Raw genomic sequence first — 15246 nt, forward strand, 5'->3', positions numbered from 1 at the left:
ATCGCGCTTATTTTGCCCATGAATAGTGGTTTTTATGCTTAAATAAGCAAACTTAAAAAAGAGGAATATTATGGCCACACCAGCCTACAAACGCATCTTACTTAAACTATCTGGCGAAGCTTTAATGGGTGATGATGCATACGGTATTAATCGTGCCACCATTACTAGAATTGTCACAGAAGTGAAAGAGGTTGTTGATTTAGGTGTTCAGGTAGCAGTAGTTATTGGAGGCGGAAATATATTCCGTGGTGTTGCACCTGCAGCCGAAGGTATGGACAGGGCAACGGCTGATTACATGGGCATGCTGGCAACGGTCATGAACGCTATGGCGCTGCAAGACGCCATGAAAAATATTGGTTTGAACGCACGCGTGCAAAGTGCGTTAAACATCGAACAAGTTGCCGAGCCGTATATTCGCGGCAAAGCCATTCGTTATTTGGAAGAAGGGCGTGTGGTGATATTTGGTGCGGGCACTGGTAATCCATTTTTCACTACAGATACAGCTGCTGCTTTGCGTGGCATGGAAATGAATGCAGAAATCGTCATTAAAGCAACGAAGGTTGATGGTGTTTATACCGACGACCCAAAAACCAACCCGGAGGCGATGCGCTATAAAACCATTACTTTTGATGAGGCTATCAATAAAAACCTTAAAGTAATGGATGCCACAGCACTCACGTTATGTCGAGATCAGAAGTTGCCGATTTCAGTCTTTAGTATTTTTAAGCAAGGTGCGCTTAAAAAAGTGGTGATGGGTGAAGACGAAGGTACGATGGTGACTCCTTAGCGGTGACTCCATAAGCGTTGCAGCATAAATGTTTCGCTTTAAAAGTTGAAGCTGCGGCATAGTGGTGAATGTATAAAAATTATAAGTATTATGTTGGAGAAAGAAATGTTAGACGATATTAAAAAAACGGTAGATCAGAAAATGCAGAGAGCTTTAGAGGCATTGAAGACTGATTTAGCCAAAGTGCGTACAGGTCGAGCTCACACAGGCTTGTTGGATCATGTGATGGTTGAATATTACGGCTCTATGGTTGCTGTCAATCAAGTAGCGAACGTTAATTTGGGTGATTCGCGCACAATTCATGTTCAGCCTTTTGAAAAAAGCATGATAGGTAAAGTTGAAAAGGCCATTCGCGATTGTGATTTGGGTCTAAATCCTGCAACTAACGGCGATTTGATTCGCGTACCTATGCCTATGCTCACTGAAGAGCGTCGTCGCGATATGACCAAAATTGTACGTTCTGAAGCTGAAGGCGCTAAAGTATCTGTGCGTAATGCGCGTCGTGATGCCAACGACACTTTGAAAAAATTACTAAAAGATAAAGAAATTTCTGAAGATGAAGAGCGTCGCGCGCAAGATGATGTTCAAAAAGCAACCGACAAAGCTGTGACGGAAATTGATAAAATGTTGCAAGTTAAAGAAGTTGAATTGATGGCTGTGTAAGAAAAATAGCGAATATACACTTGCAAACTATTCATCAATTTAAAGAGTCAGCTCAAATCGACTGGAGCCCACGTGGGTTTTTTTACTAGCGCGACCCAAACTATTCCGACTGCGGCCGAAATTCCTAAGCACATCGCCGTTATTATGGATGGTAATGGCCGTTGGGCTCGTAAGCGGTTTTTACCTAGAGTTGCAGGTCATAAACGCGGAGTGGAAACTGTGCGTGATCTTGTTAAGTATTGCGTAACACTAAAAGTCGAGTATTTAACACTATTCGCTTTTAGTAGTGAGAATTGGCGCAGACCAACAGAAGAAGTCTCATACCTGATGGGATTGTTCATGCACGCACTTAAGCGTGAAGTTGCAAAATTACATCAAAACAATATCAAGCTTATTATGATTGGTGACCACAGCCGCTTTGATGCAGAATTAGTGGCTCAAATTGAGGCTTCTGAGCAGTTAACTGCAAGTAATACAGGGTTGGTATTAACGATTGCCGCTAATTATGGTGGTCGTTGGGATGTCTTGCAGGCCGTTAACAAAATGCAATTAGCGACACCGCAACTCACAGGTTTTTATCGAGAAGATCACCTTACCCCTTATCTTTCCATGAGTTACGCACCAGAGCCAGACTTGTTTATACGTACTGGTGGCGAAACGCGCATTAGTAACTTTCTTTTATGGCAACTGGCTTATACCGAGTTATATTTTACGGATACGCTGTGGCCAGACTTCAATGAGGTGGCCTTTAATTTGGCTATTCAATCTTACCAAAACCGTGAACGTCGATTTGGCCGTACTAGCGAGCAGTTGGTTGAACCTAAAGCTTAATCGCGCTAACCTTATTTCAAAAGAATTCACAAAGCGCTAATTTCAACAATCACAACTTATACTTATGCTAAAAACTAGAGTCATCACAGCTGTCATTTTAACCATTGGTTTCCTAATGGTATTGTTTTTAGCCTCTAAAATGGTTTGGACTTGTTTTACGCTAGTGGCGACACTAGTTGGCGTTTGGGAGTGGGCCAAACTCATTAAGCTCAATAAGCAAGAAACGCATATTTATGTGAGCTTTGCGCTAGCAATTGGATTGTTATTGATTTTTACAATTGATACGTCTTTTGCGTTATATCGCGATAAAATCATAGATGGTTTGCTGAAATTATCAGCTTTGTTTTGGATTGTATTTTCACCAATTTGGCTAATTTCTCGAAAAAAAATTAATCAAAAATTACTCATGGCATGCTTAGGTTTGATACTCTTATTGGCCACTTGGATAGGATTAATTGGCTTGCAAAGTAAAAGTCCGTGGCTGTTGCTTGGGGTGCTTGCTATCGTTTGGCTGGCAGACATTGCCGCCTATTTCGCAGGCAAGCGTTTCGGCCGTCATAAACTTGCTCCTGAAATTAGCCCGGGAAAAACTTGGGAAGGGGTTGCTGGTGCAATATTAGCCGCAACTATTTATGGCCTAGTGTTTTGTTATTACATGCATTATAGTCGCTGGCTTATTGTTGGCTTATGGCTGATTGTGGTATTGAGTGTCATGGGCGATTTATTTGAGTCGCTGTTAAAACGCCAAGCAGGTGTGAAAGATAGTAGTCATTTATTACCAGGGCATGGCGGTGTTTTAGATAGAATCGATGGCCTAATACCGACTTTACCTTTGGTGTTGTTTTATATTTACTATCCTTTATTTTCAAGCCTGCAACTACATGTGCGCTAAATCTGTAGGTCACCAAATGCAGAATGTAACAATCCTTGGCGCGACTGGCACCATTGGTCTGCAAACCTTAGATGTTATATCCCAACATCCAGACCGCTTTAACGTATTTGCTTTAGCTGCTAATAGCAACGTTAAGTCCATGTTGGCGCTGTGCAATACCTATGCACCAGAATATGCGGTGATGTTGCAAGAAGCTGCTGCTGTAGAGTTAGGTGCTGAACTAAAGAGCATAGGCTCAAAAACCATCGTGAAGCATGGTGAAGCCGCACTGAATGACATTTCTGCACATGAGCAAGTAGACATTGTCATGGCGGCGATTGTTGGTGCTGCAGGCTTACATCCGGCTATGGCAGCCGCAAAGGCCGGTAAGCGTATTTTACTTGCGAACAAAGAGACCTTAGTCATGGCTGGCAATCTGTTTATGCAAGCGGTGATTGATGGCGGTGCTAGTTTGCTACCTATTGATAGTGAACATAACGCTATATTTCAAGTGATGCCGCATCAACGTACAAAAAGCTTGTCGAATGCAACCTTAAGCAGCTTAGGTGTAAAGCGTGTGCTACTAACCGCATCTGGCGGACCTTTCCGTAATGCCAGCTTGGAAGAGCTTAAAACTGTTACGCGCGCTCAGGCTTTAAATCACCCAAACTGGGTGATGGGGCCTAAAATTACGGTAGATTCAGCCACCATGATGAACAAAGGTTTGGAGGTTATTGAAGCACATTGGTTATTCAATGCATTGCCAAATCAAATTGATGTAGTAGTGCACCCACAAAGCGTGATCCATTCGATGGTGGAGTATATTGATGGCAGTGTTTTAGCGCAGCTTGGTAACCCTGATATGCGTACACCAATTGCTTATGGATTAGGTTATCCAGACAGGCTTGCTAGCGGAGTGAGTAGTTTAGACTTGCTAACCACAGCAAGATTGGACTTCTGTGCACCAGATTTAATTCGTTTCCCCTGTCTACGTATAGCCTATGAAGCCTTGAATATGGGCGGCACAGCACCCGCTATTTTGAATGCTGCCAATGAAGTTGCTGTTGAAGCTTTTCTAGCTGAAAAAATTGGTTTTATGGATATTCCCAATACCATTGAAGCCGTTTTGGCAGCTTCTAATGTTGAACAAGTAGAGTCTATAGAGCAGCTCGTGGCTGTCGATGCGTATGCAAGACTAGCGGCTAGAAAACAGATTAACGCATTATGATAATGGCGCTCACCTTTTTGTTAACCATGAGCATATTGGTGACCGTACATGAATACGGTCATTATCAAGTGGCTAAATGGTGTGGTGTAAAGATACTGAAATTTTCCATCGGCTTTGGTAAACCACTATGGATTAAGTCTTTTGGAAAAGATAAAACTGAGTTTTTGATTGCCGCAATTCCATTAGGCGGTTACGTGAAAATGCTTGATGAGCGTGAGGTGTCCGCAGAATTAACATCAGGGTCACTACCAGCAACATATTCTGAAGCGGAGCTAACACGCGCATTCAATAGGCAGTCAGTTGCTAAGCGCATCGCTATTGTGTTGGCAGGGCCTATGGCTAATTTATTACTCGCCATTAGTTTATATTGGGTATTGTTCATGATGGGCATCGTAGGCATGAAGCCCATACTAGGCAAGGTAATCGAGCATAGTCCAGCCGCAGTTGCAAACTTCACCTATGGCGAAACCATACAAAAAATTAATGGTAAAGAGGTAGTATCTTGGCAAGAAGTCAGCTGGATACTCTTAAATGAATCGCTGAAAAATAATAGTGCAGAAATTGAAGCAGTAAATAGCAATCAAGAGGTTCGTACTCATCTACTAAATTTATCAAATATTGACCCAGAAGCCGCTGCTAAGGATATTTTAACCGCATCAGGCTTAACTGTTAATCAACCAGATATTCCAGCGAAAATAGGTGAAGTCACTAAAAATGGTATCGCCGCTTTGGCTGGCTTAAAGGCGAATGATTTGGTACTAAGTGTCGATAAAACCAAAGTGAGCGTTTGGGAGGATTTTGTACAAGACGTTAGACGTAATCCTAGCAAAACATTAGATATTGAAGTTTTAAGAAATTCCAACGTGTTAAACATCACTGTTAAGCCTGAGTCATTTACTGAAAACGGTAAAACATTTGGTCGTATTGGTGTTGCATTTAAAATGGATAAAGCTGAACAAGATAAACTTTTTGTGACTACTCACTACAGTCCATCTGTTGCACTGATGAAAGCCACTGAAAAAACTTGGGACATTTCAGTATTTACACTAAAAATGTTGGGGAAAATGCTCACCGGGCAAACGTCACTAAAAGGCGTAAGTGGGCCATTGACTGTTGCTAGCTATGCTGGGCAGAGTGCTCAAATGGGCTTAAATGTGTTCATAGGGTTTTTAGCGCTGATTAGTATCAGTATAGGAGTTCTGAATCTATTACCTATACCAGTATTAGATGGCGGGCATTTGATGTATTATATAGTTGAAATTTTTACTGGAAAGCCAACTTCTGATTTTGCCTTAAATATTGGGCAAAGAGTTGGTTTTTTACTGCTAGGTTGTATGATGATCTTAGCGTTTTACAACGACATAAACAGATTAATAACAGGCTGATTGCATGGCATTAAAAAAATTAAAACACTCAAAAAATACAGACCATATTTTCAAGAACCTTAAACTTAAGTCTGTTCTAATGTTAGTTTCTGGATTATTTGCAAATTCAGCATTGGCGCTTGAACCCTTTGTTGTAAAAGACATCCGCGTAGAAGGTTTGCAGCGTACCGAGGCTGGTACCGTGTTTACTTATCTGCCAGTTAAAGTTGGCGAAACCATGAATGATGACCTTGCTTCGCAAGCCATTAAATCACTATACAACACAGGGTTTTTTAAAGATGTGCGTATAGAAGCTGAAGGAGATGTTTTAGTAGTGACTGTGCAAGAGCGCTCGTCAATCGCACAAATCGATTTTAGTGGTAATAAGTCATTTCCAACCGACAAAATGAAAGAAGGCTTGAAGCAGATTGGCATTGCTGAAGGTCAGATTTTTGATAAATCGCAATTAGATAGAGCTGAGCAGGAAGTGAAGCGTCAATATTTATCTCAAGGTAAATATGGTGCAACGGTCAAAGCTGTTGTTTCACCATTAGAGCGTAATCGCGTGGCGGTGCGTTTTGATATTGAAGAAGGTGCAGTTTCAAAAATCCGCAGCATCAATATCGTGGGTAACCAAGCTTTTAGCATGGATGATTTACGCGCTGAATTTTTACTCACGACGCCTAATTGGATGAGTTGGTGGAATAAAGATGATCAATATTCCAAACAAAAACTTAACGCAGACCTAGAAGCGTTACGTTCTTTTTACTTGAATCGCGGCTATCTTGAATTTAATATCGACTCAACACAAGTTTCTATTACACCAGATAAAAAAGATATTTACATCACAGTAAACGTGACTGAAGGTGAAAAGTATACAATTTCAGAAGTGAAATTGGCTGGCGATACTATTTTGCCTGATGCTGAAGTGCAGCAACTGATCACAGTTAAAAAGGGCGATACATTCAGTCGTGAAAAAATCACTGAGTCTAGCAAAGCAATTAGTGACAGGCTAAGCAATGAAGGTTATGCGTTTTCAAACGTAAACCCTGTGCCAGAAGTCAATAAAGAGCAGCATACTGCTGCATTTACTTTCTTTGTAGACCCCGGTAAACGCGTGTATGTTCGACGTATTAATATTGCAGGTAATACTAGAACACGTGACGAGGTGCTTCGCCGTGAAGTACGCCAGCTAGAGTCGGCTTGGTATGCTTCTGATAAAATTAATCGCTCAAAAGAACGTTTAATTCGCACAGACTTCTTTTCTGACGTGAATGTAGAAACACCCGCTGTACCAGGCACCACGGATCAAGTGGATTTAAATATTAGCGTTACCGAGAAGTCTACTGGCAGTATCCAGTTTGGTGCAGGTTTATCTAGTAGTGAAGGTGTGGTATTAGGTATTACCGTTAACCAAAACAATTTCCTTGGGACTGGTAACCGTGTTAGTGCTCAAATTAATACGGGTAAGGTCAATACTACATATTCACTCTCTTATACAGACCCTTATTTCACACCAGATGGCGTAAGCCGAGGATTTGATATATACCGTCGTGATGTGGATACAAGCTCACTCAATGTTGCATCATATAACACCTCATCTTATGGAGGTGGTGTTCGATTTGGTATTCCTTTGAATGAGCGTGATGGTATTAACTTCGGTCTTGCTGCAGATTTTACAACAGTAGATTTAAATACAAACAGTCCAATCCAATATCAAAAATTCTGTGGAAATACTACAGGCTGTAGCAGTAACTCTATAGTTGTATCTGGTGGGTGGGCTCACGATACCCGCGACAGCATTATGTTTACTAATAATGGTGTATTACAAAAGCTAAGTGCTGAAATTTCATTACCTGTACTAGATTTGAACTACTACAAAATTGATTATAAACAAGCATGGTTCAAGAATGTTTATAAAGACTTTACCTTTATGCTGAACGGTGAAATAGGTTATGCAGATTCTTATGGCAATAAAAACTTCCCATTCTTTAAAAATTACTTTATGGGTGGCGTAAACTCGGTACGAGGCTACGATAATGGCTCATTAGGTCCTAGAGACATTGACCCCATTACACAAACAAGCTTTGCTGTAGGTGGAACGAAACGTTTATTAGGTAATGCTGAGTTGTTTCTGCCTGTGCCTGGTTTAAAAGATTCTAAACAATTTAGATTAAGTGCTTTCGTTGATGCTGGTAATGTCTGGGGATCAGACTCTTCATACAGTTTAAGTGATCTTCGTTATTCAACAGGACTTGGTATTAGTTGGCTTTCACCGTTTGGGCCATTAAAGCTAGTATATGCTAAACCATTGAATAGCAAGTCTACGGATAATACCCAGAGCATACAATTTCAGTTGGGCTCTCAATTCTAGGTTCGTGGATTATTGCTGTAAGTTAGTATAATCGTGATGCTGTGTTGTAGAGCCTTGTGGCATAATATCTAAATAAATAAAAGTAGTCGTTCTAGGAGATTTTAAGTGAGCAGTATCTTGAAAAAATTAGTGATAGCAAGTTTGATGACCTTTGCCATGAACGTGCATGCTGCAGAGTTGAAGGTGGGTTACGTGCAAGTAGACAAAATTCTACAAGAAGCACCGCAAACTGCTGAGAGTGGTAAAAAGTTGGAGAAAGAGTTTAGTCCGCGTTCGCAAGAATTAGACCGTATGGCTAAGCAAATCAAGGACTTAGAGTCTGCATTAGATAAAGACGGTTTGACTACTGCAGAGGCAGATCGTCGCAGTAAAGAGCGCGATGTGCAAAATATTAAAACAGAGTTTCAACGCAAGCAACGTGAGTTACGTGAAGACATTAATCTACGTAAGAACGAAGAGTTAGGCAGTTTACAAGATCGCATTAACAAAGCCGTGCAGTCCGTAGCTAAAGCTGAGAGCTATGATTTAGTGATGTACAGCGGCGTTGCTTATGCTGCGGATAAAATCGACATTACTGATAAAGTATTGAAATTGTTAGGTAAAAAATAGTTTAAAGTCAGTCTTTAATCACTATAAGTAATTTTTAAGGTAATAGTTATGGGTAAAAATTACGCGCTTAGTGATATCGTAGATGCATTAGGTGGTCGTATTGTCGGTGATGATGCGACCATTATTTCAGGTGTTTCCTCTCTACAAAATGCCAGTTCTGGCGACATTTGCTTCATTAATGATGCGAAATATTTAAAAGCGCTGTCTGCTAGCCAAGCCAGCGCCTTTGTTCTAAGAGAAAAAGACGCTGAATTAACTTCAATACCAAGAATTATCGTGGAAAACCCTTATGCGTATTTTGCTAAGGTATCAGCATTTTTAAATCCACCAGCAGAACATTTTTTAGGTATTGCGCCAAGTGCAGTTGTTGATGCAAGTGCTACTGTTCCAGAATCATGCAGTGTTTCAACATTAGCTGTGATAGGGGCTAATGTCGTGTTAGGTGATAATGTCATTATTGGTAGTGGCTGCATCATTGAAAATGACGTAATCATTGCCGACAATACCCGCCTAGAGCCGCATGTCACGATTAAACACCATTGTGTTATTGGGCAAAATTGCCATATATTCTCAGGTGCAGTTATCGGTTCAGATGGCTTTGGCTATGCTGAAGAAGCTGGTAGATGGCTAAAAATCCCACAAGTTGGGCGAGTTGTCATCCATAATGATGTTGATATAGGCGCCAATACTACGGTTGATCGTGGCGCATTAGATGACACGATTATTGAAGAGGGCGTAAAGTTGGATAACCTCATTCAGATTGGTCACAACTGCGTGATTGGTGCGCATACGGTGATTGCAGGGTGCACCGGCATTGCTGGTAGCGCAAAAATTGGTAAGCATTGTAAGATTGGTGGCGCGGCTATGATATTGGGGCATTTGGAGATTGCTGACCACGTTACTATCTCGCCTGGTAGTATGATTACACGTTCATTACCTGCTGCAGACACCTATACAGCGCTCATGCCATTTCAAACACATAAAGCATGGCTAAGTACTGCAGCAAAAATTCGTCATTTAGATGATCTATCAGATAAAATTAAACAGCTTGAAAAAGCGCTAGCTCTGTTAAAATCTAATAATTAAGCACTATATAAAATATAGTCATCATCTATAAGAAGCATAATCTATCAGAAGTAAGTTGAGGCAATAATGACCACTAATATCGAATCTACCAGCATGGACATCCATGAAATCCTTGAACATCTACCTCATCGTTATCCTTTTGTACTGATAGATCGCATTGTTTCATTGGAGTTAGGTAAAGAAATCACTGCATTAAAGAACGTGACTATTAACGAACCTTTCTTCCCAGGTCATTTTCCTCACCACCCTGTCATGCCTGGCGTGTTAATTGTAGAAGCCATGGCACAAGCTGCTGCAGTACTGTCATTTAAAACAATGGGTGCAAAACCGAGCGATGATTCTGTTTATTATTTTGCGGGTATAGATAGCGCTCGCTTTAAAAAACCAGTATCTCCAGGCGACCAAGTTATTCTAAACGTTAAGATTGATCGTATTTTAAAAGGTATATGGAAATACTCTGGTGTGGCGCGTGTTGACGGCGTAGTAGTTGCCGAGGCGGAAATGATGTGTATTTTAAAAACGATAGAAAAAAAAGAAAAATAAGAGATGCAAGTAACAAAAATCCACCCAACGGCAATCATTGATGCCAAGGCAGAACTTGATCCTAGTGTAGAAATTGGCCCATATTCCATTATTGGCCCGAACGTCAAAATTGATGCGGGTACACGCGTAGCCGGTCACGTGATTATTAATGGCCCGACAACAATCGGCAAAAATAACCATATATTTCAATATTCTTCACTTGGTGAAGCGCCTCAAGATAAGAAGTACATAGATGAGCCGACGTTATTAGAGATAGGGGATAATAATACTATTCGCGAGTTTTGTACGTTTAATCGCGGCACAATTCAAGATAAAGGCACGACTAAAATTGGTAGCGATAATTGGATTATGGCCTACGTGCATATTGCGCACGACTGTGATGTTGGTAATCATACAATTCTCGCGAATAACTCGTCACTTGCTGGCCATGTTGATATTGCAGATCACGCAATTTTGGGCGGCTTCACGCTGATTCATCAGTTTTGTAAAGTCGGCTCGCATGTGATTACCGCTGTAGGTTCGGTAGTGTTCAAAGATATTCCTCCTTATGTAACAGCTGCAGGCTATGATGCTAAACCACATGGCATTAATGCTGAGGGCTTGAAGCGTCGTGGCTTTAGTGCTGACAGCATCCTGCAAATCAAACGTGCGTATAAAGCTTTATATCGCAATGGGCTTACTTTAGAAGAAGCTAAAATTGAACTTGCAGCGATGCAAGTTACAACCCCCGAAATCGGCCTACTGACTGATTTCTTGAATGTCTCAACGCGCGGCATCGTCCGTTAAGTTATCATTATGGTGAGAATAGGCATTGTAGCTGGAGAAGCTTCAGGTGATTTGCTTGGCAGTCATCTTATGCAGGCGTTAAAGTTAAAGCGCTCTGATATTGAATTTGTCGGCATCGCAGGACCCAAAATGATGGGAGAGGGCGCCCAGTCGCTTTTTCCTATTGAGCGATTATCCGTACGTGGGTATGTAGAAGTTATCAAACATCTGTTTGGGCTGCTTAGATTACGCCGTCAATTACTGAATCATTTACTCGCGAATCGGATTGATTTATTCATCGGTATTGACGCCCCAGACTTTAATTTTTGGCTTGAAAAAAAATTAAAGAACAAAGGTATTACCGCTATTCATTATGTCAGTCCATCTGTGTGGGCTTGGCGTAAAAATAGAATCAAGAAAATCAAACATGCCGTGTCACATATCTTGGCATTGTTTCCATTCGAGCCTGCGTTGTATCAGCATGCAGGTATACCTGTTACTTACGTTGGCCACCCGTTAGCGGATATATTGCCGATGGAGCCTGATACTACTGCAGCACGCGAGGGCTTAAAGTTAAAACCATCTGCCTTGGTGATTGCTATGTTGCCTGGTAGCCGTCAAAGTGAAGTGCAGCAACATGCGGAATTATTTGTTAAGACTGCAAAACTAATCTATGCAGACTTTCCTAATGCAGTGTTTTTAGTGCCACTTATTACACGAGAAACTAGGCAGATTTTTGAGTTGGCTATCTTCCATGAGAATGAAAGTTTACCGATTCAAATATTATTCGGTCATGCGCATGATGCAATGGAAGCTGCAGATGTTGTGATTGTAGCCTCAGGTACAGCCACATTAGAAGCAGCGCTGTTAAAAAAGCCAATGGTGATTACTTATCGGATGTCTAAATTAAGTTGGCAAATTCTTAAGCGCATGCGCTTGCAACCTTATGTAGGCTTGCCTAATGTATTAGCTGAAAAGTTTGTAGTGCCTGAGTTATTGCAAGATGAGTCAACGCCTGAAAAGCTTGCAGAGGCAACTATTAAGCTGTTGAGCGACGCTGACAATATTGTGGAAATTAAAACTGAATTTACTAAGATTCACTATAGTTTAAAACAGAATACTGCAGAAAAAGCTGCAAATGCTATTCTTGCTTACTTGTCCTAAATGTCAGCAGCAGTGTTAATTTGTGGTGCAGATGAAGCTGGACGAGGGCCTTTAGCTGGTGAGGTTTATGCGGCTGCAGTCATTTTAAATCCAGACCGACCAATCATAGGTTTGGCAGACTCTAAAAAACTCTCTGAAAAGAAACGTAATTTACTCAGCGTTGAAATCAAACAACACGCACTGGCTTGGGCAATTGCCAGTTGCAGCGCCCAAGAGATTGATGAAATCAATATCCTACAAGCCAGCTTGTTAGCCATGAAACGCGCCATAGAAACCATGCAAACGCAGTTCGGCATCACCCCTGATTTAGTACAAGTAGATGGCAATAAATGCCCAAAAATCAGCCTGCCATGCGAAGCTATAGTGAAAGGCGATAGCAAAGTACAAGCTATTTCCGCCGCGTCTATACTTGCCAAAGTGGCGCGAGATGCCGAGTTGTATGAGCTAGATAAAATTTATCCGCAGTATGGCTTTGCACAGCATAAGGGATACCCTACGGCATTTCATCTGGAAATGTTGAATGCACATGGAGTTACACCAGTGCATAGGCTTAGCTATGCACCCGTGAGGCGCTTAAGCCAGTAACAAAAATACCGTTGGCCGTTTATGCAAATCTGGCAGCGGTGATTTTTTCCAATTAGCTATCGTTTTAGTGGCGATCATTTCATTTTCTAAACTAATATCACATGCTACGCACAGCCTTGTATTGGGCTGGCAGACGCTTAATATGGCTTCTAGCATGTGTTGGTTGCGATATGGTGTTTCTATAAATAGCTGTGTTTCTTTGTGTGAGATAGAGCGTTTTTCAATTTCTTTTAGTTTTTGGTTACGTTGTGTTTTGTCGACTGGTAAATAACCTAGAAACGCAAATTGCTGACCATTAAGGCCAGAGGCCATTATGCTTAATAATATTGAGCTTGGCCCGACAAAAGGTACAACACGTATCCCTTTTTGGTGAGCTAATTCGACTAGTTTTGCGCCGGGGTCTGCCACGCTAGGGCAGCCTGCATCACTCATTAAACCTACATCTTTACCTGCTAAGAGTGGTTTTAATAAATCAGGTAAAGCTTTGTCTTCAGTATGCTCGTTAAGCAAGTTTAACGTGAGTTCGCGGACTGGTTTAGCCGTTTTAATCGTGCTTAAGAAATGCCGTGCTGATTTTTCACTTTCCACCACAAATGTATCCAGTTGCTGTGCAATGCTTACGACATCAGGTGGCAACACTTTGGTGATATTGTCTTCTCCAAGAGTGACTGGGATTAAGTAGAGTGTGCCTAGTTTTAGCATGTTGTTGATTTCACTGTATTTTTATGGTTGGTATTGAGTCTGTCATTTAAAACTCCCTCCATACTTAAGGTGAAAGGAGTTTTTACAGATGGATTTAGTATTTAACAACAGCTTTATAGCTTAATGTCGTATTGCTTTCAGCAGGAACTTCCACTTTCCAAACTGCTAAATGACTATTCACCTTTTTGTGAGGCTGACTTTCAGAAGTAATAGTCCAATCGCCAGAAATAGGCTCTTGTACGACAACGGTCATTTTTTCTTTCTTCGCATTTTTTAAGACAATTTCATACGAACTTTCATACGAATTGTGACCTTTTTGTGGGTTAGGCAGTACTTTGAAGTTAGTTTGCTTTTTATCAGCAGTTACATCAAACGATTCACCTAATTTTAAACGTACTACTTCATTTTTAGGCGTATGGTCGATGTTGTCTTCACCCACAAATTGAGCATTTCCTGCGTTATCTTTCTTATAAACGCGCAATATGCCTTTAGGTAATGGCATACCTAGTTTTGACGCCTCTTTATTATCAAACTCAACAAATACGCCGACTTTCATTTTAGTGCCAAGGTCGCCATAGCTGCTTTGATAGTAATAATCTGCCCCACGTAAGACTAACTCTTTACGTGCTGGTATATTCGATGCAGAGAGCAGGGCGACTTGCTTGGTTTGGTTCTCAGCAATAGTGGTTGGACGATCTAAGGTATAGAGATGATATTCGAGTAAGGATTCTTCTGCCATCGGTGCAGCAGCTTCTGCCATCATTACATCTCCACGCATTGCTTTTGCCATAGGAAACACTTGTGGGGATTGCACTCGATTAACATCACCAGCCACTAATTGCAATTTAGCATTTTTGTAACTAGCGCCACTCGTGTTTGTGAGCGTTACCCAGCCAGACAAGTCAATACTGTCTTCTTTCGGGCTTAACTCTGCTACATAGTCTGCCTTCCAGCCAAGTCCGCCAGTTAAATAGCTCAGTTCAATTGTTTGGTCTGTTGCGCCTTTGTTATTGATTTGTGTAACTAGCGTTGGTCTATCACGTAGATTCTCTGGTACGTCATCATAAACAATTCTGCCTGGAATACCTGTTTCTATACGATTGCCAATTTGCAGTACAACGCCGTTGTTGGCTGAAAGTACAGTGGCTTTTTCTGTAGTTTCTGCGCCAGTTGTTGGATGAGTTTTCACAATGCTGACAGACTTACCTACATATTTCTCAAGTAGTTTTTGCGGTGTTAGTAAGTCAAAATCAAAGTTTTGCTCGAATAAAGTCAGACTGCCGGGGGCGTTGATGCTGCGTAACAGCGCGGTTTCTGGGCGAATTTGCGCACTCACATCGCGTAACGCTAAAGCATTTAAGCCAGTCTTAAGCTTCACATGTCGAGTATCTTTGACGAGTGCTAGATCACCGTTGTAGATGGTGACGGCTACATTTTGCTGATCGTTTAATGTGCTGCGCGTTTCATCCAAATCCATCGCAAATGCTCCTGTATACATTGTAGAAAGTGTAGCGAGCAAAATGAGCTTGTGCTTCATTGGCTGGTGTTTACGTGACATATTTAATCTCCAAAATTAGTTAAATGATGAGCGTGTGAGTGTTAAATTCAATACGCTATGATTCATTAAACGTGGCAAGCAGCAAAAAGGGTTAAATTATTAAAATAATTTTTTAA

Annotated in this window: 15 protein-coding genes; 13 read left to right on the top strand and 2 right to left on the bottom strand. The window is 41.2% G+C overall.

Going from position 1 to position 15246, the window contains the following annotated elements; all coding sequences use genetic code 11:
- The first annotated feature begins 70 nt into the window (after positions 1-70).
- From pyrH to rnhB, 13 genes are all read left to right on the top strand, one after another.
- On the top strand, positions 71-787 hold the full coding sequence (gene pyrH, locus PSU72_RS06440; protein ID WP_300431493.1) for a UMP kinase: 717 nt from the start codon (positions 71-73) through the stop codon (positions 785-787).
- Between the two features lie 93 nt (positions 788-880).
- On the top strand, positions 881-1450 hold the full coding sequence (frr, locus tag PSU72_RS06445; RefSeq protein ID WP_367186080.1) for a ribosome recycling factor: 570 nt from the start codon (positions 881-883) through the stop codon (positions 1448-1450).
- Between the two features lie 72 nt (positions 1451-1522).
- Positions 1523-2281, top strand: a complete 759-nt coding sequence (locus PSU72_RS06450) for an isoprenyl transferase (protein WP_300431496.1) — start codon at positions 1523-1525, stop codon at positions 2279-2281.
- A 64-nt stretch (positions 2282-2345) separates the two neighbouring features.
- Complete coding sequence (locus PSU72_RS06455) at positions 2346-3173, top strand: phosphatidate cytidylyltransferase (protein WP_300431497.1); 828 nt, start codon at positions 2346-2348, stop codon at positions 3171-3173.
- Entirely contained in the window at positions 3163-4380 is a 1218-nt protein-coding gene (gene ispC, locus PSU72_RS06460; protein ID WP_300431498.1) for a 1-deoxy-D-xylulose-5-phosphate reductoisomerase, read from the top strand. The genes PSU72_RS06455 and ispC overlap by 11 nt, the downstream gene beginning before the upstream one ends.
- Positions 4377-5765, top strand: a complete 1389-nt coding sequence (rseP, locus tag PSU72_RS06465) for an RIP metalloprotease RseP (protein WP_300431499.1) — start codon at positions 4377-4379, stop codon at positions 5763-5765. Before ispC ends, rseP begins: the two co-directional genes overlap by 4 nt.
- A gap of 4 nt (positions 5766-5769) precedes the next feature.
- Entirely contained in the window at positions 5770-8118 is a 2349-nt protein-coding gene (gene bamA, locus PSU72_RS06470; RefSeq protein WP_300431500.1) for an outer membrane protein assembly factor BamA, read from the top strand.
- A gap of 105 nt (positions 8119-8223) precedes the next feature.
- Positions 8224-8727, top strand: coding sequence for an OmpH family outer membrane protein (locus tag PSU72_RS06475; RefSeq protein ID WP_300431501.1), 504 nt, complete (start codon positions 8224-8226; stop codon positions 8725-8727).
- A gap of 48 nt (positions 8728-8775) precedes the next feature.
- A complete protein-coding gene (gene lpxD / locus PSU72_RS06480; protein WP_300431502.1) occupies positions 8776-9813 on the top strand; it encodes a UDP-3-O-(3-hydroxymyristoyl)glucosamine N-acyltransferase in 1038 nt (345 codons plus the stop codon).
- A 66-nt stretch (positions 9814-9879) separates the two neighbouring features.
- Positions 9880-10356, top strand: a complete 477-nt coding sequence (gene fabZ, locus PSU72_RS06485) for a 3-hydroxyacyl-ACP dehydratase FabZ (protein ID WP_013148020.1) — start codon at positions 9880-9882, stop codon at positions 10354-10356.
- A 3-nt stretch (positions 10357-10359) separates the two neighbouring features.
- A complete protein-coding gene (gene lpxA / locus PSU72_RS06490; protein WP_300431503.1) occupies positions 10360-11142 on the top strand; it encodes an acyl-ACP--UDP-N-acetylglucosamine O-acyltransferase in 783 nt (260 codons plus the stop codon).
- Positions 11143-11151: 9 nt separating this feature from the next.
- Positions 11152-12285: a lipid-A-disaccharide synthase gene (gene lpxB / locus PSU72_RS06495; protein ID WP_300431504.1), complete on the top strand. Its 1134-nt coding sequence runs from the start codon at positions 11152-11154 to the stop codon at positions 12283-12285.
- The gene (gene rnhB / locus PSU72_RS06500) at positions 12286-12870 is read left to right on the top strand and encodes a ribonuclease HII (protein WP_300431505.1); all 585 of its coding nucleotides are present in this window, start codon (positions 12286-12288) and stop codon (positions 12868-12870) included.
- Here rnhB and PSU72_RS06505 read toward each other — a convergent pair.
- Complete coding sequence (locus PSU72_RS06505) at positions 12859-13572, bottom strand: SAM-dependent methyltransferase (protein ID WP_300431506.1); 714 nt, start codon at positions 13570-13572, stop codon at positions 12859-12861. The two genes, rnhB and PSU72_RS06505, sit on opposite strands and share 12 nt — an antisense overlap.
- Positions 13573-13666: 94 nt before the next feature.
- Positions 13667-15130: a DUF4139 domain-containing protein gene (locus PSU72_RS06510; RefSeq protein WP_300431507.1), complete on the bottom strand. Its 1464-nt coding sequence runs from the start codon at positions 15128-15130 to the stop codon at positions 13667-13669.
- Positions 15131-15246: the final 116 nt, after the last annotated feature.

Source organism: Methylotenera sp. (genome assembly GCF_029945535.1).
Classification (GTDB): Bacteria; Pseudomonadota; Gammaproteobacteria; order Burkholderiales; family Methylophilaceae; genus Methylotenera.

Excerpts from the sequence above, each read along its gene's own strand:
- lpxB (WP_300431504.1), top strand. The coding sequence starts at position 11,152 with ATGGTGAGAATAGGCATTGTAGCTGGAGAAGCTTCAGGTGATTTGCTT.
- rseP (WP_300431499.1), top strand. The coding sequence starts at position 4,377 with ATGATAATGGCGCTCACCTTTTTGTTAACCATGAGCATATTGGTGACC.
- lpxA (WP_300431503.1), top strand. The coding sequence starts at position 10,360 with ATGCAAGTAACAAAAATCCACCCAACGGCAATCATTGATGCCAAGGCA.
- pyrH (WP_300431493.1), top strand. The coding sequence starts at position 71 with ATGGCCACACCAGCCTACAAACGCATCTTACTTAAACTATCTGGCGAA.
- bamA (WP_300431500.1), top strand. The coding sequence starts at position 5,770 with ATGGCATTAAAAAAATTAAAACACTCAAAAAATACAGACCATATTTTC.
- lpxD (WP_300431502.1), top strand. The coding sequence starts at position 8,776 with ATGGGTAAAAATTACGCGCTTAGTGATATCGTAGATGCATTAGGTGGT.
- rnhB (WP_300431505.1), top strand. The coding sequence starts at position 12,286 with ATGTCAGCAGCAGTGTTAATTTGTGGTGCAGATGAAGCTGGACGAGGG.
- fabZ (WP_013148020.1), top strand. The coding sequence starts at position 9,880 with ATGACCACTAATATCGAATCTACCAGCATGGACATCCATGAAATCCTT.
- PSU72_RS06510 (WP_300431507.1), bottom strand. The coding sequence starts at position 15,130 with ATGTCACGTAAACACCAGCCAATGAAGCACAAGCTCATTTTGCTCGCT.
- PSU72_RS06505 (WP_300431506.1), bottom strand. The coding sequence starts at position 13,572 with ATGCTAAAACTAGGCACACTCTACTTAATCCCAGTCACTCTTGGAGAA.
- ispC (WP_300431498.1), top strand. The coding sequence starts at position 3,163 with ATGTGCGCTAAATCTGTAGGTCACCAAATGCAGAATGTAACAATCCTT.
- PSU72_RS06455 (WP_300431497.1), top strand. The coding sequence starts at position 2,346 with ATGCTAAAAACTAGAGTCATCACAGCTGTCATTTTAACCATTGGTTTC.